Origin of the sequence: Pseudomonas frederiksbergensis, assembly GCF_035751725.1 — a bacterium.
Taxonomy (GTDB): Bacteria; Pseudomonadota; Gammaproteobacteria; order Pseudomonadales; family Pseudomonadaceae; genus Aquipseudomonas; species Aquipseudomonas frederiksbergensis_A.
The window spans coordinates 5,907,873-5,926,279 of record NZ_CP142104.1 but is presented as its reverse complement, the minus strand read 5'-3'; the positions used below and the strand labels follow the sequence as shown (position 1 = coordinate 5,926,279).

14 protein-coding genes are annotated in these 18,407 nt (G+C 59.0%); 6 read left to right on the top strand and 8 right to left on the bottom strand.

The window, feature by feature from the left end; genetic code table 11:
• Nucleotides 1-47 precede the first annotated feature (47 nt).
• Nucleotides 48-362, bottom strand: coding sequence for a hypothetical protein (locus tag VQ575_RS26750; RefSeq protein WP_039593243.1), 315 nt, complete (start codon nt 360-362; stop codon nt 48-50).
• Nucleotides 363-795: 433 nt separating this feature from the next.
• Between VQ575_RS26750 and hexR the strand changes: the two genes are divergently transcribed.
• Together hexR and VQ575_RS26740 are read left to right on the top strand one after the other, a co-directional pair.
• Entirely contained in the window at nt 796-1,662 is an 867-nt protein-coding gene (gene hexR, locus VQ575_RS26745) for a transcriptional regulator HexR (RefSeq protein ID WP_003187110.1), read from the top strand.
• A gap of 140 nt (nt 1,663-1,802) precedes the next feature.
• Nucleotides 1,803-2,012, top strand: a complete 210-nt coding sequence (locus VQ575_RS26740; RefSeq protein ID WP_045154558.1) for a PA3496 family putative envelope integrity protein — start codon at nt 1,803-1,805, stop codon at nt 2,010-2,012.
• Here the strand turns inward: VQ575_RS26740 and VQ575_RS26735 are convergent.
• Complete coding sequence (locus tag VQ575_RS26735; protein ID WP_039593244.1) at nt 1,954-2,916, bottom strand: LysR family transcriptional regulator; 963 nt, start codon at nt 2,914-2,916, stop codon at nt 1,954-1,956. The genes VQ575_RS26740 and VQ575_RS26735 overlap by 59 nt on opposite strands.
• A gap of 187 nt (nt 2,917-3,103) precedes the next feature.
• Here VQ575_RS26735 and VQ575_RS26730 point away from each other — a divergent pair, with 187 nt between their 5' ends.
• Entirely contained in the window at nt 3,104-4,519 is a 1,416-nt protein-coding gene (locus VQ575_RS26730; protein ID WP_039593245.1) for an acetyl-CoA carboxylase biotin carboxylase subunit, read from the top strand.
• Between the two features lie 12 nt (nt 4,520-4,531).
• Nucleotides 4,532-6,340, top strand: coding sequence for a sodium-extruding oxaloacetate decarboxylase subunit alpha (gene oadA / locus VQ575_RS26725; protein ID WP_039593246.1), 1,809 nt, complete (start codon nt 4,532-4,534; stop codon nt 6,338-6,340).
• Between the two features lie 63 nt (nt 6,341-6,403).
• Here oadA and VQ575_RS26720 read toward each other — a convergent pair whose 3' ends face one another.
• From VQ575_RS26720 to VQ575_RS26710, 3 genes are all read right to left on the bottom strand, one after another.
• Complete coding sequence (locus tag VQ575_RS26720) at nt 6,404-8,464, bottom strand: autotransporter family protein (RefSeq protein WP_411829922.1); 2,061 nt, start codon at nt 8,462-8,464, stop codon at nt 6,404-6,406.
• 270 nt (nt 8,465-8,734) lie between these two features.
• Nucleotides 8,735-9,568 (bottom strand): amino acid ABC transporter permease, encoded by an 834-nt coding sequence (locus VQ575_RS26715; RefSeq protein ID WP_039593571.1) that lies wholly within the window; start codon nt 9,566-9,568, stop codon nt 8,735-8,737.
• On the bottom strand, nt 9,565-10,386 hold the full coding sequence (locus VQ575_RS26710) for an ABC transporter substrate-binding protein (protein WP_039593572.1): 822 nt from the start codon (nt 10,384-10,386) through the stop codon (nt 9,565-9,567). The genes VQ575_RS26715 and VQ575_RS26710 overlap by 4 nt, the downstream gene beginning before the upstream one ends.
• 113 nt (nt 10,387-10,499) lie before the next feature.
• Here VQ575_RS26710 and VQ575_RS26705 point away from each other — a divergent pair, with 113 nt between their 5' ends.
• Nucleotides 10,500-11,396, top strand: coding sequence for a homocysteine S-methyltransferase family protein (locus VQ575_RS26705; protein ID WP_325918743.1), 897 nt, complete (start codon nt 10,500-10,502; stop codon nt 11,394-11,396).
• A gap of 170 nt (nt 11,397-11,566) precedes the next feature.
• Entirely contained in the window at nt 11,567-16,483 is a 4,917-nt protein-coding gene (locus tag VQ575_RS26700; protein ID WP_325918741.1) for a dermonecrotic toxin domain-containing protein, read from the top strand.
• Nucleotides 16,484-16,622: 139 nt separating this feature from the next.
• Here the strand turns inward: VQ575_RS26700 and VQ575_RS26695 are convergent, their stop codons facing one another.
• The 3 genes from VQ575_RS26695 to VQ575_RS26685 are packed head-to-tail and all read right to left on the bottom strand — an operon-like array spanning nt 16,623 to nt 18,395.
• Nucleotides 16,623-17,294: a GNAT family N-acetyltransferase gene (locus VQ575_RS26695; protein WP_198725840.1), complete on the bottom strand. Its 672-nt coding sequence runs from the start codon at nt 17,292-17,294 to the stop codon at nt 16,623-16,625.
• A gap of 10 nt (nt 17,295-17,304) precedes the next feature.
• Complete coding sequence (locus VQ575_RS26690; protein ID WP_039593575.1) at nt 17,305-17,751, bottom strand: GNAT family N-acetyltransferase; 447 nt, start codon at nt 17,749-17,751, stop codon at nt 17,305-17,307.
• 2 nt (nt 17,752-17,753) lie between these two features.
• Nucleotides 17,754-18,395 carry an FMN-binding negative transcriptional regulator gene (locus VQ575_RS26685; protein ID WP_045157333.1) on the bottom strand — a complete coding sequence of 214 codons (642 nt, stop codon included), beginning with the start codon at nt 18,393-18,395 and terminating at the stop codon, nt 17,754-17,756.
• Between the last annotated feature and the right edge of the window lie 12 nt (nt 18,396-18,407).

Sequence of the window (18,407 nt, the reverse complement as noted above, 5' to 3'; positions counted from 1 at the left end):
CGTCGGACAACTAAGTCCTCCGACGGGAAGTTGTAAAAAGCGTGAGCTTAGTGAGTAATAATCACGTTATCGATATGGTGCAGTAGCTGGCCTTCGAAAAAAATACTTACGCCTGTGACATTGGAGTCGCCCAGTTCTTTGTACTCGACAACCTTGTCTGTAAGTACTTGTAGCGAAGCTCCACCGGCGTTTTGAAGTACCAAATCCAAGCGTAGATCAAAGGATTTGTCTTGTTTTTCGCTCCGTACCAACGTTGGGATAACGCCGGAATTTGCTACGGTTACGGTGCCAAGGGTGCGGAAAGATGCAGCGCCTGGCATACGATCGATTTGTGCGGTCCAATCTTTAGTGGTGATTTTCATAATGGTAAATCCCTGTAGTAAAAGTGGATTGCTTCCTGCGGGACCTAATGTATCGACTTCGACTTGATGGTGTTAGCTTGATTATCGTTGGTATTGTAAGGAAAGATGAGTTTGCATCGACTTGCTTAGTTGTGCCGTAAAGTCGTTGGGCTGTTAGTGCGGGGATATATTGTTCAAGGGCCTTAAGTGGTTAAGTGATGAGTTCATGATCACTAGACACATTTGAGGTTCAGGGCGGGCCTGGAAGTCAGCGGATCGGTTGCGGGGTTGGTTTGCGCACCGACATAGCCTGCTACATCGGGCGATCCTCGGCCAAAACAAAGGGGCAGCGAGGCAATCCAGTTACGTTTTGGACGGGCAAAGAGCCAATTCTTGTAGTATAACTACAAGCTTGCTACATCCCGGCATCTGCCCATAACAAGAGTCCAGCCCCTTGAACCTGTTGCAACACATCGCCCAGTCACGCCACTTGCTGCGCAAGTCGGAGCTGAAAGTCGCCGATCACGTACTGCTTGATCCTGCGGCCGTGATGCATAGCTCCATGGCCGATCTTGCCCACAGCGTTGGCATCAGCGAACCGACCATCGTGCGTTTCTGCCGGGCCATTGGTTGCTCGGGTTTCCAGGACTTGAAGCTGAAGTTGGCGCAAAGCCTGGCGGCCGGTGCGAGCTTCGGCCAGTTCGCCATTCATGAAGACGATTCGGTCGCCGACTACAGTCTTAAAATCTTCGACACGACGCTGCACACGCTCATGGAGGTTCGCGAAAAGCTCGACCCGGTGGCGTTGCAGAAAGCCGTGACGGCCATGTCCCAGGCCCAGCGTGTCGAGTTCTACGGGTTCGGTGCCTCCGGCGCGGTGGCGGCTGATGCCCAGCACAAGTTTTTCCGGTTGCTGCTGACGGCAGCGGCTTATTCCGACCCGCACATGCAAGCCATGTCTGCCGTCACGTTGAAGCCGACCGACGTAGCGATCTGTATTTCCCAATCGGGGCGTTCCAAGGACCTGTTGATCACCGCCAACCTGGTGCGCGAAAGCGGTGCCTCGCTGATTACCTTGTGCCCGAGCCAGACGCCACTGGCGGAGCTCTCGACGGTAAACCTGGCCATCGACGTGCACGAAGACACGGAAATCTATACGCCGCTGACCTCGCGCATCGCCCATCTGGTCGTCATCGATGTACTGGCGATGGGCGTTGCGATGGCGCGCGGGCCGAGCCTGGTCAACCACCTCAAGAGCGTGAAGCGCAGCCTTCGCAGCTTGCGGTTGTCGCCCAAGTCGGTGAAGGCGCTGGACGACTGATCGCTGGCCTGATTGTAGTGAGGAGTTATTTGTGGCGAGGGGATTTATCCCGAATTCATCGTTCTGTAACGGTCGCGCCGCCAAACCGTCATCGCCCACCGTCATCGTAAAGCTCCCGTATACGTCTTGGGAGTCTCGACATGACCCAGTCCTACGAAGAACGCAGCGCCGCCAAAACCCGTCGCCAGCAGGAAGACCAGCGCCGCATGGCGTTCCGTCGTGCCATCGAAGACCGCTATGAGCAACGTCAGCTCCTGGCACAAATCAGCGAATACCCTGACCTGACGGAAATCAACTACTGGCAGGCAACGCCGGCGGCCTCCCGTCGAAACGCTCAACCAGGCCGATGATCTGCGCACGTTCGCCGCGAACGAAGGCCAGGAAGGCATGAGCAACGGGCGACAAGCGCTTGGCCCGGGCCTGCACCAGGCACCAACTGCGGTACAGCGGTAGCTCCTCCACCGGCAACTCGATGAGTGCGCCGGACGACAGTTCCCGGCTCACGGCGTGGCGTGTCAACAGCGCCACGCCCAGCCCGGCCACCACGCATTCACGCTGGGCTTCGGCCGACGCCACTTCCAGTGTCTGGGTGAAATGCACCCGTTTCTCCTTGAAGTATTCCTCGCACGCCAGCCGCGTGCCGGATCCCGGTTCGCGTATCAGCAGGGTATAGGGCTCCAGGTCCTGCAAGCGCAGCGGGCCCAGGTGGCACAGCGGATGATCGGGCGGCGCCACGGCAACGATTGGGTTGTTGAGGAACGGCAGGAATTCCAGGCCCATGTCCTGGGGCACCATGGACATGATCACCAGGTCATCCCGATTGTCCGAAAGCCGGCGGATGACTTGGCCGCGATTGACCACCGTAAGGTTCAAATTGACCTCCGGGTGCTGGCGCTTGAACGCGGCGAACAGGTGCGGGACGAAGTATTTGGCGCTGGACTCCACCGCCAGCTTGAGTTGGCCCTGCAGCGACCCCTGCATGTCCGAGAGCTGCATGTCGAGGTTTTCCAGGCGCCCGAAGATGTCCCGGCTGGCACGTTGCAGGGCTTCGGCGGCTTCGGTCATGTAGAGTTTTTTGCCGACATACTCGAATAACGGCTGGCCAATCAGCTCTTCCAAGGATCGAATCTGTAGGCTAACGGCCGGTTGCGTGAGAGACATTTCATCCGCTGCACGGCTGTAGGACCTCAGGTCGCACACCTCGTTGAAAATCTGCAATTGACGCAATGTCATACGCATCAATGACTTACGCATTTTCTAAGCACTCCGGGGCGGGACGGGTAGCTCAACTATAAGTCTTTGCTTATGCATGACCCAATAATTATTCATTTTTGTTAATCCCCAGCCGGGACTAGTGTGGAGCTGCGACCGATTGTTACATCTGGTCACGCATCGGCCTGGACCCCAGGCCGTGGTATCACCGGCTCAAGGGAACCTCCAATTGATAACAAAGATCCTGATCGCCAACCGTGGTGAGATTGCCGTCCGCATCGTGCGCGCTTGCGCCGAGATGGGCATTCGCTCGGTCGCGGTCTACTCCGACGCGGACCGCCATGCATTGCATGTCAAGCGTGCGGACGAGGCCCACAGCATCGGCGCCGATCCGCTGGCCGGCTATCTCAATCCGCGCAAACTGGTGAACCTGGCGGTGGAAACCGGCTGCGATGCCTTGCACCCTGGCTACGGTTTTCTTTCGGAAAACGCCGAGCTGGCGGACATCTGCGCTGAACGCGGCATCAAATTCATTGGGCCGTCGGCGGAAGTCATTCGCCGCATGGGCGACAAGACCGAAGCGCGCCGCAGCATGATCAAGGCCGGCGTGCCGGTCACGCCGGGCACCGAAGGCAACGTAGCGGGCATCGAAGAGGCCCTGGCCGAAGGCGATCGGATCGGTTACCCGGTGATGCTCAAGGCCACGTCTGGCGGCGGCGGGCGGGGTATTCGGCGCTGCAACAGCCGCGAAGAACTCGAACAGGCCTTCCCGCGTGTTATCTCCGAAGCCACCAAGGCGTTCGGTTCCGCGGAAGTGTTCCTGGAAAAATGCATCGTCAATCCCAAGCACATCGAAGCGCAGATCCTGGGCGACAGTTTCGGCAACGTCGTGCATCTGTTCGAACGCGATTGCTCGATCCAGCGCCGCAACCAGAAGCTGATCGAAATCGCCCCGAGCCCGCAACTGACCCCTGAGCAGCGCGCCTACATCGGCGACCTCTCGGTGCGCGCCGCCAAGGCCGTGGGCTATGAGAACGCCGGCACCGTGGAGTTCCTGCTCGCCGAGGGCGAGGTGTACTTCATGGAGATGAACACCCGGGTGCAGGTGGAACACACCATCACCGAAGAAATCACCGGTATCGACATTGTTCGCGAACAGATCCGCATCGCCTCCGGACTGCCGCTGTCGGTCAAGCAGGAAGACATCCAGCACCGTGGCTTTGCGTTGCAGTTCCGCATCAACGCCGAGGACCCGAAAAACAACTTCCTGCCCAGCTTCGGCAAGATCACCCGCTACTACGCCCCGGGCGGCCCGGGCGTGCGCACCGACACTGCGATCTACACCGGCTACACCATTCCGCCGTTCTACGATTCGATGTGCCTGAAGCTGGTGGTCTGGGCATTGACCTGGGAAGAAGCGATGGACCGTGGCCTGCGAGCCCTGGATGACATGCGTCTGCAGGGGGTCAAGACCACCGCCGCGTATTACCAGGAGATCCTGCGCAATCCGGAATTCCGCAGCGGCCAGTTCAACACAAGCTTCGTTGAAAGCCACCCTGAACTGACCAACTACTCGATCAAGCGCAAACCCGAAGAGCTGGCCTTGGCCATCGCCGCCGCCATTGCCGCCCACGCAGGCCTGTAAGGAATCATGACAATGTCCAAGAAGATCCACGTTACCGACACAATCCTGCGCGACGCCCACCAATCGCTGCTCGCCACCCGCATGCGCACCGAAGACATGCTGCCCATCTGCGACAAGCTCGACAAAGTCGGCTATTGGTCGCTGGAGGTCTGGGGCGGCGCAACCTTCGACGCCTGCGTGCGCTTCCTCAAGGAAGACCCGTGGGAGCGCCTGCGCCAACTGCGTGCGGCGCTGCCCAACACCCGCCTGCAAATGCTCCTGCGCGGCCAGAACCTGTTGGGCTACCGTCATTACAGTGACGACGTGGTCAAGGCCTTTGTCGCCAAGGCTGCGGTGAACGGTATCGATGTGTTCCGCATTTTCGATGCGATGAACGACGTGCGTAACCTGCGGGTCGCCATCGAAGCGGTGAAAGCTGCCGGCAAGCATGCCCAAGGCACCATCGCCTACACCACCAGCCCGGTGCACACCATCGAGGCGTTCGTGGCCCAGGCCAAGCAAATGGAAGCCATGGGTTGCGACTCGGTGGCGATCAAGGACATGGCCGGTCTCCTGACCCCGTACGCCACCGGCGAACTGGTGAAAGCGCTGAAGACCGAGCAATCGTTGCCAGTGTTCATCCACTCCCACGACACCGCCGGCCTGGCCGCGATGTGCCAGCTCAAGGCCGTCGAAAACGGTGCCGATCACATCGACACCGCGATCTCCAGCTTCGCTTGGGGCACCAGCCATCCGGGTACCGAGTCGATGGTCGCCGCTCTCAAGGGCAGCGAATTCGACACCGGCCTGGATCTGGAACTGCTGCAGGAGATCGGCCTGTACTTCTACGCCGTGCGCAAGAAGTACCACCAGTTCGAAAGCGAGTTCACCGCTGTGGACACCCGTGTTCAGGTCAATCAGGTTCCGGGCGGGATGATTTCCAACCTCGCCAACCAGTTGAAAGAGCAGGGCGCACTGAACCGGATGAACGAAGTGCTGGCGGAAATCCCGCGAGTACGCGAAGACCTCGGCTTCCCGCCGCTGGTCACCCCGACCTCGCAAATTGTCGGCACCCAGGCATTTTTCAACGTGTTGGCCGGTGAGCGCTACAAGACCATCACCAACGAAGTGAAGCTCTATTTGCAGGGCGGCTACGGCAAGGCGCCGGGTTCGGTGAACGAAAAACTGCGTCGCCAGGCCATCGGCAGTGAAGAGGTGATCGACGTGCGTCCGGCCGATTTGCTCAAGCCGGAAATGACCAAGCTGCGTGGCGAAATCGGTGCGCTGGCCAAATCCGAAGAAGATGTGCTGACCTACGCCATGTTCCCGGACATTGGTCGCAAGTTCCTCGAAGAACGCGAAGCCGGCACCCTGACCCCGGAAGTGCTGTTGCCGATCCCGGAAGCGGGCAGCGTGAGCTCCGCAGGCGGCGAAGGCGTGCCGACCGAGTTCGTCATCGACGTTCACGGCGAAACCTACCGCGTCGATATCACCGGTGTGGGCGTCAAGGCCGAAGGCAAGCGTCACTTCTACCTGTCCATCGATGGCATGCCGGAAGAGGTGGTGTTCGAACCGCTCAATGAGTTTGTTGGCGGCGGCAGCAGCAAGCGCAAGCAAGCCACTGCGCCAGGCCACGTCAGCACCACCATGCCGGGCAACATCGTTGATGTGCTGGTCAAAGAGGGCGACGTGGTGAAGGCCGGCCAAGCGGTGCTGATCACTGAAGCCATGAAGATGGAGACCGAAGTCCAGGCGGCCATCGCCGGCAAAGTCACCGCCATTCACGTGGCCAAGGGCGACCGGGTCAACCCTGGCGAGATCCTGATCGAGATCGAAGGCTGATTTCAACAGCCTCGATGCAACGTTTTACCTCGGGGGAGCAGGTGCTCCCCTTTTTTTCGCCCGTCAGAACATCATTCGCCACTGGCCCATCAACGTACCGTTGCGGTTGTCCTGGCCGGTTTCGCCGCTGTAGTTCAATCCAAAGGTGTGCCGGGGCGAAACGGCCAGGTCCAGTCCCGCTTGCAGCAGAACGCTGTCGCGGTCCAGTTCAACCCCTTCGATCGTATAGGTGCCGCTGCCGCTAACCAGACGTTGGTGGGATGTGCCCCTGACGTTGCCGTACAAGTGTTTCCAGCCGACATCCAGCCGCGGTGTCAATCGCATGCCTCGGTCGAAAACCAAAGGGCGGGCGAGGCGCAGGCCGAGGTCGCTGCTGTAGTGTTCTTGTGCCTGGCCGTTGTACTGCAATGCGGCGTCTCCACCTTTTTCGGTATAGGCATCGCGTCGATAGCGCTGGTAACCCACTTGGACATAGGGTTCGATATCGAAATGCCCAACATCCAGGTTGTAGCCCACCTGCCCAAAGACCTGCTGTGTCGTGGCATCGTAGCGACCCTTCAAGCGATCCCTGAACCCGTTGAAGGCAACGTGGCGCTTGGTGCTGCCGCCATGGCTGCCATACACGGCACCCAGGCGCAGCGCCAGCGGCCCGTCCTGGCGCAAGGCGTATGCGCCCGCGAGCCAACTGTCCAGGGCGCCGTCGAATTGATAACTGTCCAGTCGTGTCTGGGTTTTGCTGCCGATGACGCCCAACCGCCAATTGGAGCTGACAGCCCAGTCGGTTCCCAGCATCAGGCCCTTGGTCGAGTGCTTGAGGGCGAAGTCGCCCAATTGTTTGGCGAGGCTGCCGCTGTTGCCGATGGCCTGGACCCAGACTTGGCCGTTGTCGTATTCGCCTACCGAATTATTTCGGCCCATGGCGGAAAGCATGCCCGCGCTGATCGGTGCGACGCTGCTCAGGGTGGCGTTGCCCAGGTCTGCGGTGTCGTAGCCGCCCAGTTGGTCGATGGCGTCGGCGGCTGTAGCCATATTGGTGCCGAGCAGGGCGTTGATGGCGGCGTTGGGTTTTGGGGCAGGTTTGATGGCTGTCGATTTGGCCGCAAGCTTTGGTTGGGAGCTGGTAGCGGTCAAAGACGCCGTGGGTTTTGATGCTGGGCCGTTGACTGACGGTACGTCGGCCGGAGGTGGCGTAACAGGTGACGTGGCGTCTGGCTCCAGTAGCGTTGCTTCGGCCAGTTCCGGTTCTAAAAGACTATTTGCAAATTCTTTCCCGTTATCGTTGTTCGCGGCGATTTTGAATGGAACGTTGTTACGTTCGAAAACAAGCGCTACCTGCTTTTCTGTGGTGTAGTCAGGTGTTGCTGTCAGGAAGGCAAGTTCGTTGTCGATCTTGCCGAATTCCCCCTCAATCCTTTCCGCCTGGATCACGATGCGCCTGCTTGTGTCGGTATATTCGCCGGGTACGGCGGGGATCTTCAGCGTCGCATTGCCCAAGGTAGCGGTGCCGCCAACCTTGATTGTGGAGCTGCCTTTCTCCGCATCGATTCCATAAACCAGCGTTGCGCTCCTGGATAGCTTGAGATCGTGGATAACCGAAGGAGCGCCAATGTCAGGACCGACCTTCATCAAGCCCCTCACGTCCAGTGCATCGACCGTCCCGTTGCCGCTGAACGTTCCTTTGTTTCCCACGAACACGGGCCCGCCTACCGTGCCTCGGTTATCGAAAATACCGAGCACATGCACCGCGCCCGCTATCTGACCGGTGTTGGCTAACCTGGCCTTGGAGTCGACCAGGCTTGCGCCGTTGAAAGCGCCCTCGTTGGACCATTCGCCTTGCTTGAGGTACAGGTCCTTGAAGTTGCTTGTTTGACCGATTACGCCTCCCTTGGTGATATCCAATTGCAAGATATTGGTCCCGCCACCGCCGTCGGTAAGCCCGAAAACTTCGCCTTGCTTGATCACCTTCACCAAGTCATTGCCTCCGCCCATCGTCAGGGGGGCTGCCTGAGCCTTGATAACCTCCTCGATATGGGTATCTGGCGCAGCGGCGAACGCCTTGAGACGAGCCTGCATCTGGGCAGTTGTTTCGAATGTGCGGGTTTCCTCGGTAACTGACTGAGCCATCGAAACCTCGGCACAGCCAAGCGCCAAGGCTATCGCCAACGCGAGATGTTGGGGCAGGAATAAGTGTTGGATAGGCATTGAATGTGACCTGTGATGAACAAGGTCACACTTTAAAAATTTCACCCTGGGCGACGATGCCAGCCAACTTCTCGCCGTGGGCACGATTTGGTGGAGGAAACCTGTAGGCCAGTCGTGTTGCCGTGCCCATTATCGTCGCGATGGCTGGCGGGGTCTGTGGCTTTTCCCTACAGCATGCTCATACACAGGCCGTCAGCTGCGCTTGAGATAAGCCTTCCCATAATGCCGCTCCATCCGCGCCTGGATCAGCTCCAGTCCAATGGACATCAACCAATAAATAATCGCCGCCGTCGTCAGCATCTCGATATACCGATAACTGGAACGACCATAAGACTGCGCCAAAAACATCACCTCCCAGACCCCCATCACCGAGATCAGCGAGGAATCCTTGAGCATGGAGATGAACTGGTTGGTGGTCGGCGGGATGATGGTGCGCATGGCCTGGGGCAGGGTGACGCGCCAGAAGATCACGGTTTCGCTCAGGCCCAGGGCAAGCGAGGCTTCACGTTGGCCATGGGGGACGCCGAGGATGCCGGCGCGGAAGATTTCGCTCAGGTAGGCGCCGTAGTTGAGCGACAGCGCGATGATCCCTGCGGCGATGGCACCGGGAACAACGCCCAGTTGCGGCAGGCCCAGGTAGATCAACAGGATCTGGATCAGCAACGGCGTGCCGCGAAAGAACGACGCATAGAAACTGGCGATACCGAACGCCACCGCACTGCTGGACAGCCGCGCCAGGGCGGTGATGAAGCCCAGCAATGACGAAGCGACGATCGAGCACAGGCACAGAAACAGTGTCAGCACCGCGCCTTGCAAAAAACCATTGGGCGCCAGGTGCACGCCCAGCAGGTTTGGCAGTTTGTCGAGGATGATCGAGAACTTCAGGTCGAAGCTCAGGAAGAAGCTCGCGAACAGCACCAGCATGACTACCCAAGTCAGGTACAGCCGGGTTCGAAAACCGAAGATTTTCCGCAGGCGTGATTCAGCCACCGAAGGCGGTGGCTGAGGGGGTGGAAAAGAAGTCATTGGCTGATGTCGGCGCCGATCCATTTTTGCGACAGCTTGCTCAAGGTGCCGTCCTGTTTCAGTTGGGCGAAGACTTCACGCACCTTGCCGTTCCACTCGGCGTCACCCTTTTCAATGGCCACCGAGTTGGGCTCGGAATACAGCGCTTCGCCAGCGAGTTTGAAGCGTTTGTCTTCGGTCAGGCGTGGCTGTGCGGTCACCAGGTTGGTCAGCACCGCGTCCAGTCGCACCCCGGCGCCCAGGCCGAGGTCCTGGAACGCCACGTTGTCGGTGTCGTACGGGGCGATCTGCACGTCTTCGAACGGGTAGCTCAACTGGGTATCTTCCGCACCTTCGATCACCAGGTTCTTGTTCAGGTAACTCTCGTAGCTGGAGGCGCTGGTCAGGCCGACTTTCTTCCCGCTCAGGTCTTTGGCGCCGTGAATGCTGTCGTCCTTGGCGTTGACCACGATCACTGCGGGCGACGCGTAATACTGCACCGGGAAATCGAACACCTCGGCGCGTGCCTTGCTCGGCGTCATGGAGCAGATGCAGATGTCGTAGCGCCCGCTCCAGTGACCCGCCGCAATCACATCCCACGAAGGAGTTTCCAGGCGCAGCTTGACGCCCAGTTTTTCAGCAACCGCCTTGGCGACGTCCACGTCGAAACCGTCCAGTTGGTTCTGGTCATTGAGGAACGAGAAGGGCGGGTAGCTTTCCATCAGCACGCCGACGAGTTCTTTTTTCTGCTCGATACGATCCAGGGTCGTGCCAGCGAGTGCCTGCGACGACGCAGCCAGCAGACCCAGGCCCAGGGCCAGCAACGGTTGAAATTTCATGAGCGATCCCTGGTTGAAAAATAGGTTGTGATTGGCAGAAGAGTGCGCATTAAATAGTTATAAGAACGACTCCGGTAGTGAGTATTTTTCATAAGCTTATGAGTGAATCGCATATGGGCGCTGTAAAAGTCATTCTCGATGGCGGCATGGGCCGTGAACTGCAACGCCGCGGCGCGCCTTTTCGACAGCCTGAGTGGTCGGCGCTGGCACTGAGCGAAGCGCCCCAGGCCGTGGAGGATGTCCACGCGGCGTATATCGCCAGCGGCGCCAACGTGATCACCAGTAACAGTTACGCCGTGGTGCCGTTTCATATCGGCGAGGCGCGTTTCACCGCAGAAGGGCAGGCCTTGGCCGCGCTGGCCGGGGAGCTGGCGCGGCGGGCGGTGCAGGCTTCAGGCAAAGCGGTGCGAGTGGCCGGGTCGTTGCCGCCGCTGTTTGGTTCCTATCGGCCGGATTTGTTCGACGCCAACCGGGCCAGTGAACTGCTGGCGCCGTTGGTGAACGGCCTGGCGCCCCACATTGACTTGTGGCTGGCCGAGACCCAGAGCTCCACGGTCGAAGCGCGGACGATTCACGCCGGGCTGCCGAAGGACGGCAAGCCGTTCTGGCTGTCGTTCACCTTGAAAGACGAAGACACCGATGAAGTGCCGCGCCTGCGCTCCGGCGAACCGGTGGCGGACGCCGCAGCAGTGGCGGCCGAGTTGGGTGTCGAGGTGTTGTTGTTCAACTGCAGCCAGCCGGAGGTGATCGGCGCGGCCATCGATGCGGCGCGGGGGACCTTCGAGCGTTTGGGGGTAAAGATCCACATCGGTGCCTACGCCAATGCCTTCCCGCCGCAACCGAAGGAGGCGACGGCCAATGATGGGCTGGACCCGCTGCGCGAAGACCTTGATCCACCAGGCTATCTCCAGTGGGCGGCGGATTGGCAAAAGCGCGGGGCCAGCCATTTGGGCGGCTGTTGCGGCATCGGCCCGGAACATATCGCGGTGCTGGCGCAAAACCTGGGTTGAGCCCGCTCGCGTCCTGCCTCTGCAAACACGGGGCAGGGCGCGTTGAGCTGGCCTGTTGCATAGGCTTACGATCTTTAACCGGATCCCCGCCGTCCTATATATATGTATGTCATTGCTGAACGTCCGCCGCGCTAGGTTGTGTGCACTTCACACACAACTTGGGTATTCAAATGGCTGTTGTTTCAAAAAATACATTAAGTCCGTCGACGGTCGAGCTGGTTAAAGGCGGCGAACTCAGCGTGCAGGAGCAATTTCAATTCAAGCAATTGGCGCTGCTCGACAACAACCAAGTGGCGCTGTCTCGTTTGTTTGCCCGCCTTCCGACATTTGATGTCGTGATCGAAAATTTCCTGATTAACGCCATCAAATCGAAAATTGCCGCCAGCAGGTTTCGTGCGCCGTTGTTCGAAACCATCGAACCGGACAGTTGCTACGTCAATCATTACACCGCTGACGGGAAAGGAGCGCGCACGCTGACTTCCTCGCAGCGCTTTTCCGATGTTTTATGGAACTGCTTGCTGACCGATACACCGCCGTCCTACACCCAGGGCGGGGTGGGGTTCTTCACGCGTAGCGACTCGGTGGAGCAAGCCCACAGCCTCTTTGCAAAGCCGGTAGACGAGCAGATCCTGCTCATCATGGAATCAACGTTCTATATCGCCAACCCCACGACCAATCCCCGCTTGAAGCAGCATTTTCTCGACGAGTTCAAGCGGTTTCGCAATGACAAGAATACAAGCGACCCGTTAGGCACTTCAACGGTCTCGACGGTTGAAGCGACCTTCGCTCACCTGCTGTCCCAACGGTTCCGGCACTTCTTCGACCTGTACAAAGCCGATCGCGATTCGGTTCCACTGCCAACTCAGGAGGCTCGTATCCAGCAGGGCGAGGAATATCGACTGCTCGACATCATCACCACACATCCTTCCATGGCGGACAGAAACCGTTTGCTACGCAAACCCGTTCCTCAGGTCTTTGCCGTCATGCTCGAGAGAGAAAATGCAGCACCGCGAAAGTGGCCGGGGGCGATGGTGATCAAGTCTGCGCAGAGCAGAGTGTTGTTCCTGTATTCCCTGGAGGGTGGGGTACAGCGGTTCCATCGCTTCGAAGACTTGGTGGCATCCGTGCATCCCCTGTACGAGGGGCAGCAATACAATGTCCGGGACATGACTTCAGAAGTGTCCGGCAATGCATTCGAGGTGGCGGCGACAGATTTGCTGGAAGTCCAACGCGCGGCGCTGGAGAGGGAGCTGGACGCACCCGAAAATGAAAAAGTCGCTTTGAAAGATTTCGCCAAAGTTATTGAAGATGCGTTGGGCTTGCCCATGTTGTCACTGGCCGGGCCCTTGGCGGTGCGCCAGCGGACGACTAGCGAGAACAACCGTCCCGACTTTTTTAAAAATGCGTCAGGCTCGCAGCAGGCCCACTATCGCCGGCTGGAAGAGCAAGTGTTCCAAGCGGTTTATAAACTGGGCAGTGGCATCGAGACGTTGTTTCAATTTACCCGACAGAAAATCAAGCAATACCTCCAGCAATGCGTCCATTCCGCGATCGATCCCGATCCGGATAAAACCATGGTGACGCTGACCTTCGGCAGCCAAGCCAACCCGAGACAGTCCCGTACGGTCAGCCTGACCCAATTGATGCTCGACAATATCCGACCGCATCAGTACCCCAACGCAATGAGGGAAGTACTGACGGTTTATCTTGCCGATGAACACGGTCAGCGAATCCCTCATCCAACCAGCGGTTTTCTGATCACCTTGACGGGGCGCGACCTTGCCGGCATGGCCACGGCGATCGATGCCGGCGGCAATTATGAAACGTTGCTCAGGGAGAAGATGAACAAACCAGACTACAAAAATGCCTGGCGGGCGGCGTATCTCGCCAACCTGAAGTTCAAGGGCTACGAGGCCGAGCTCAAGGGCAACGCAGTATTCAAGGCCACTGTCTCCGACAGGTCTTTCAACCCTCCCAGGGTTCAGAAACTGGTCACCTGTTGGCTGGAAGCGGTGTTGCAATCGCCCTCGACAACCACTCGCACCCTTGTGGGCGGACAAAAAGTGCAAGTCCATGGGTTGTTGCTAGGCGGTAGCGTGGGGGCTGGCGGGCAACACGGCTCGGTGCGCAATGCGATCAGCATCGAGGGCCCGCTGATTTTTTCGAGCCATGATGGGCCGGATATCAAGGGCACCGTGGGCGTTTACTTCCCGGATAGCCCCGACGGCGACGATTTCCATGAGTTTGCCGATTTAAGCGATGGCCTCGCGCAGCTCTTGGTGCAAAAAGACTGGCAGGACTATTTCCGCGCACGTATCGCCACGACCAAACCCGATGAAATTGCCCAGGCCTTGGGGCAACGCAGCCGACCGTTGATCCATGGCGCACTGATCACCGGCGATCTGTTTGATGTGCTTCATCGCGCGCATGTCAATTTCCACAGCGCTTACGCGGACCACCGTTCCAACAGCAACCTGGAAATTCGCCATCAAACCTATGCCAGGGCGCTGACGGTCGCCACCGAGATCATGATGGACTTGGCCGGGCTGCTGATTCCTGGGTTCAGATTGTTCTCCTGGTACGTCAGGGCAGGGCTGTTTGTCCACCGTACCGGTGCCCTGCCCCTGGATTACAAGACCCTCGTTTCCATCTTCAAAGTGACGAAAATCGGCGCGAAGACCAGTGCCCGGCAAGCGACCGTGCCAGTCAGGGGGCAATCAACCTATCTGGTTTCTCCGGCTCGGCAGAGTCAAGAGGTGCTGGCAGGCCTGCCCCTGGAAGAATCCGTCTATAGCCGTTATGCGGTCACCGACACTTCAGTTATCCGAGGCGTGGCGCAGGACGCCCAAGGCTTCTATCGCGCGACAATCGTCAACGGCAGCAATGGCGGCGTCACGCGTCCTGTCTACATAAGGCAGCCTGATGGCACGGTGTTCCGAGTGCACGACAACACGCGGTTGACGGCTACCGAAGCGATCATCGTCGACCCTGCGACGGGTTCGAACATCCGTTCAAGTGGTGTCATGAGAAATACCGTGGCACGCATGCCGAACGGCGAATGGCGCGCTGTGGGGTTTGGTCGTGGAGGAGGAAAGCGTCCCCGAAACACATCGCCGAAGCCCGGTCCTTCGAAACCCAAGAAACCCGCCGTGTCGGCTCCCGCTCTGTCCGAGCAGATAAGACGCCCGCGCGCTTGGAACAACGACATCATGGACTTGGTGCCCCCCCTCGTCACGCGTCTTCCCAATTGGCCGCAGAATCGAAGTCTGTTGATAATCGATGAAATCGCGCCTGACCATCATTGGTCTGTACGCTTTACCCCCGGGCAAGCCGAAACCATCTATCCGTCGGGCCTTCATCCGAATCGGGCAAGTACGGATATCGTCCTGAGGCGCAGGGACCAGAACCACTATGATCTGCTGCTGGGCAGTAACGTTCGACGCTTCGCCGCGGACGGTGATTGTTTCTTCAACGCCGTTGCCGCCGGTTTGAATGAAGGGCAGGCCGGGCAAACGTTCTCGATGCAAGGGCTGCGCAATGCGGCGGCGACCTTTATCGAGCAAAACCCGCAACTGAACCAGTTCGTGGTGCCGCAACCCACGGGGCTGCAACAGGCGCTCTTCGAAAACGCTAACTGGCTGGAGCACATCCTTGATGATTCGGCTGTGCTTTACCTCACCCGAATCGCCTATGGTGCTCCGAACCCCCATGGCTTATTCCTGCCGACAGTAGATTACCTGAACCTGTACGCCGATAGTCTGGCCCGCAATGTGCTGAACAATGCACAGAGCGGTGTTCTGCCACCGGAAATCATGCAGCAGATCGGACGCAACCTGAGTGCTCGCTCGCCAGTACAACTGACACCTACCGGCACGCCGTTCTATACGGAGGAGCAGGCGATGCGAACGTTCTTTGAGGACGTGCTGCTCAAGCCGATAGTGGAGGACCATATCGTCGAGCTGCTGAATAACGAGTACCTGTGGCTCTCCCAGGATGTCATGCACGTCATGCTTGAGTACGGCGTGACGGCCAGGCAACTGACGGACCATCACCCCAGGAATGATTTGGCTTTCGTTCAATACGACGAGGCATTGCACGGCGATCTGGACGACGATCAGCTGGACGAAGTGCTTGATGGTGCTTCTCTGGTGGATCGTGACGATCTGCAAGGAATAAAAGAACGCTACCAGCGTGAATTCGGTGTCGTCATGGAAGACGAAGCCGAGCTCTTCCAACAGTTCATCGCCTATGACAGGGCCGAGGAGGTTACCGATTTGTTTACGGTCGCCCTCGAACGTTACCCAGCCCTGCTCGATCGCGCCAATATAGTCCTGCGGTCGATGGTTATCTCATCAACCTTGGGCAATGAGTTTCCGTTGAGCGCGATTTCCAGCTGGATACGTAACCCGGCGTTGTCCGACGAGCATCTGCGGCTTATAGCGTTGTATGCCGACTCTCGTCATCAAGCGATATTGAAAGAAGAGGGCCTGGATATCGGGTGGATGCAGCGTTTCGATGACAGGAACCTCCAGCATATCGTTAACCACATCGAAGCCCTGGATACATTCATTGCATTCCTGGGCCGTAGGCAGGCCAGTGCCAGCGAGTCGGCGCTCGTTGATTTATTCAGTGCTTCGGGGGCTGCGCCTTCCAATAGCAGGGTTGCGCTTCTGTTCAACACACCGAATCTATGGACTGAGCTTCAGCGGCTCCCGCAAACGCAAGCTCAAGAAATATGGAATGACTTGATAGGCCCGCATTTCAGCAATCTGAATATTCGGTTGGCCCTGGCGCGGCCCGGTGCGCTGCGTTCTTCATCGCAGTTCGAAACAGCGTTGAGGACCGGGTTGGGCAGCAATGAGGCCCACGCCAATCAACTGGTCCAGCGAGTGCTCGACGTGGGACAAAGCGAGGCTCAACAGTACCTCTACCATTTCGAGTTCCCGACTCAACGCTTGGGCCATGGCATCGTCGACTTTGCGTCGCACCTGGAAAGCCACATGGAGGTTCCACAATGGGCGTGGCAATACGCGCGGGAAGGCGTAACGCCGGAATCGCTGAGGCCGTCCGTGACAAAAAAACCTTAACGCATCGAATAACTGCTTCTTGAGATCGATCGCAAACAGGCTCGCCCCACATCAGGCCCGAAACGGTAGGCGCAATGCCTACCGTGGGCGATGTGCGGCGAGCCTGCGCGAGCGGCGTCCCGTCAGGGTTGCCGGCCAGTCAGGACCGGCACTGCGCCAGCCCACGCAACTGTCCTTCGGGGCCCTGGTTCTCCACGCTCAACCAGCGCTCGAACCCGGCCCTGATCGCCGGCCACTCCGAATCCAGCATCGAATACCACGCCGTGTCACGGTTCTGCCCCTTGACCACCATGTGCTGGCGGAACACACCCTCGAAGGTGAATCCCAGCCGCTCGGCGGCATATCTGGAACGGGCGTTGGCGTTATTGCACTTCCATTCCAGCCGGCGATAACCCAGGGCGAAAGATTCCTTGGCCAGCAAATAAACCGCCTCGGTGCTTTTCGGCGAGCGCTGCATCGGCGCGCCGAAGGTCACATGGCCGATCTCGATGCGGCCTTGGGCCGGGACGATGGACATCAGGCTGAGAATGCCCTGTACCTCGCCGCTGGCGCGGTCGATCACGCTGAAGAAATACGGGTCGCTGTTGGCCGCATGGTTGTTCAGCCAGGCATCGAACGCACCGCGATCGTTGAACGGCCCATAGGGCAAGTAATCCCAGAGTTTCGGATCGGCACCGGGGCCTTCGAGGGCTTGCCAAAGCCCGTCGGCATGCCGCGCCGGGTCAAGTTTTTCCAGGTGGATATAACGCCCCTCGAGCAGGTGCGCAGACGGCGCCGGGACACCTTTCCAATCAGCGAGTGAAGACGACATGCGGCGCTCCTCAAAGGGCTTTGCGAAATTGAATGAAGCCTGGACGTTCGGCGATGCGCTCGTAGAGCTGGATCGCCGTGGCGTTGGTTTCGTGGGTCAACCAGTGCACCTTGCAGCAGCCGTCGGCATTGGCGTTGGCGTAGACGAACTCGATGAGCCGGCGACCTATACCGGTGCCACGGCTCTGTTCCGTCACCAGCAGGTCTTGCAGGTAGCAGGAATTCTCGATGCTCCAGTTCGAGCGGTGGTAGATAAAGTGCACCAGGCCCACCGCCGTATCGCCATCCCAGGCGAGGGCGGCATGGGTCGGTTCGCTGTCATCGAGCAAGCGTTGCCAGGTGCTTTGGCTGACCGCGTCCGGCAGTTCGGTTTTATAAAACCGCAGATAGGCCTGCCACAACGGCAGCCAGGCGGCGTGGTCGTCGGCGCTGACGCGGCGGATTTGGGGTTGGCTCATGTTCACTCCTTGGACAATTGTTCAGGCATCAGGTGGGCGAGCGCTCGGTCTTGCGGGTCGGGGCTGGCGCCGAGGCCGTTGCGTACGCCGGCGACATCCGCGGGGCTACGGTTCTGGCTGAGCTTGCGCTTGCCTTCCAGGCGCTGGATGGGCAAGGCGAAGCCGACGATGGCCTTGAGCATGCTGTCGATGTACTCGGTCGGAGCATCGTCGATCTTCCATGGCTGGGCGCGGCCGGTTTCGTGGCGGTCGGTGAGGGCGCCGACCAGGTTGCGCAGGCGCTGAGCGTCGCTGAACACCTCAGCGCTGCCGTAGGCGTGGACGGCCACGTAGTTCCAGGTCGGCACGACTTTGCCGTGTTCGGCCTTGCTCGGGTACAGCCCCGGACTGACGTAGGCATCGGCACCGGCGAATATCACCAGGGCTTCGGCCCCGGCTTCCAGATCGCGCCACTGTGGATTGGCCCGGGCCATGTGCCCATAGAGGCTGCCGTTCGGCCCTTGTTGCGTGTCCAGCAGCAGCGGCAAATGACTGGCCTGCAAGCCGTGTTCACCATGGGTGACCAATACGGCAAGGCGGCAGTCGCCCATCATCTGGTGCAGTTGGGGCAGGTCTTCGACGGCAAAGGCTCTGGGGTTGTACATGATGGGTTTTCC

Excerpts from the sequence above, each read along its gene's own strand:
- VQ575_RS26750 (WP_039593243.1), bottom strand. The coding sequence starts at position 362 with ATGAAAATCACCACTAAAGATTGGACCGCACAAATCGATCGTATGCCA.
- VQ575_RS26740 (WP_045154558.1), top strand. The coding sequence starts at position 1,803 with ATGACCCAGTCCTACGAAGAACGCAGCGCCGCCAAAACCCGTCGCCAG.
- VQ575_RS26735 (WP_039593244.1), bottom strand. The coding sequence starts at position 2,916 with ATGCGTAAGTCATTGATGCGTATGACATTGCGTCAATTGCAGATTTTC.
- oadA (WP_039593246.1), top strand. The coding sequence starts at position 4,532 with ATGTCCAAGAAGATCCACGTTACCGACACAATCCTGCGCGACGCCCAC.
- VQ575_RS26720 (WP_411829922.1), bottom strand. The coding sequence starts at position 8,464 with ATGGCTCAGTCAGTTACCGAGGAAACCCGCACATTCGAAACAACTGCC.
- VQ575_RS26715 (WP_039593571.1), bottom strand. The coding sequence starts at position 9,568 with ATGACTTCTTTTCCACCCCCTCAGCCACCGCCTTCGGTGGCTGAATCA.
- VQ575_RS26710 (WP_039593572.1), bottom strand. The coding sequence starts at position 10,386 with ATGAAATTTCAACCGTTGCTGGCCCTGGGCCTGGGTCTGCTGGCTGCG.
- VQ575_RS26705 (WP_325918743.1), top strand. The coding sequence starts at position 10,500 with ATGGGCGCTGTAAAAGTCATTCTCGATGGCGGCATGGGCCGTGAACTG.
- VQ575_RS26700 (WP_325918741.1), top strand. The coding sequence starts at position 11,567 with ATGGCTGTTGTTTCAAAAAATACATTAAGTCCGTCGACGGTCGAGCTG.
- VQ575_RS26695 (WP_198725840.1), bottom strand. The coding sequence starts at position 17,294 with ATGTCGTCTTCACTCGCTGATTGGAAAGGTGTCCCGGCGCCGTCTGCG.
- VQ575_RS26690 (WP_039593575.1), bottom strand. The coding sequence starts at position 17,751 with ATGAGCCAACCCCAAATCCGCCGCGTCAGCGCCGACGACCACGCCGCC.
- VQ575_RS26685 (WP_045157333.1), bottom strand. The coding sequence starts at position 18,395 with ATGTACAACCCCAGAGCCTTTGCCGTCGAAGACCTGCCCCAACTGCAC.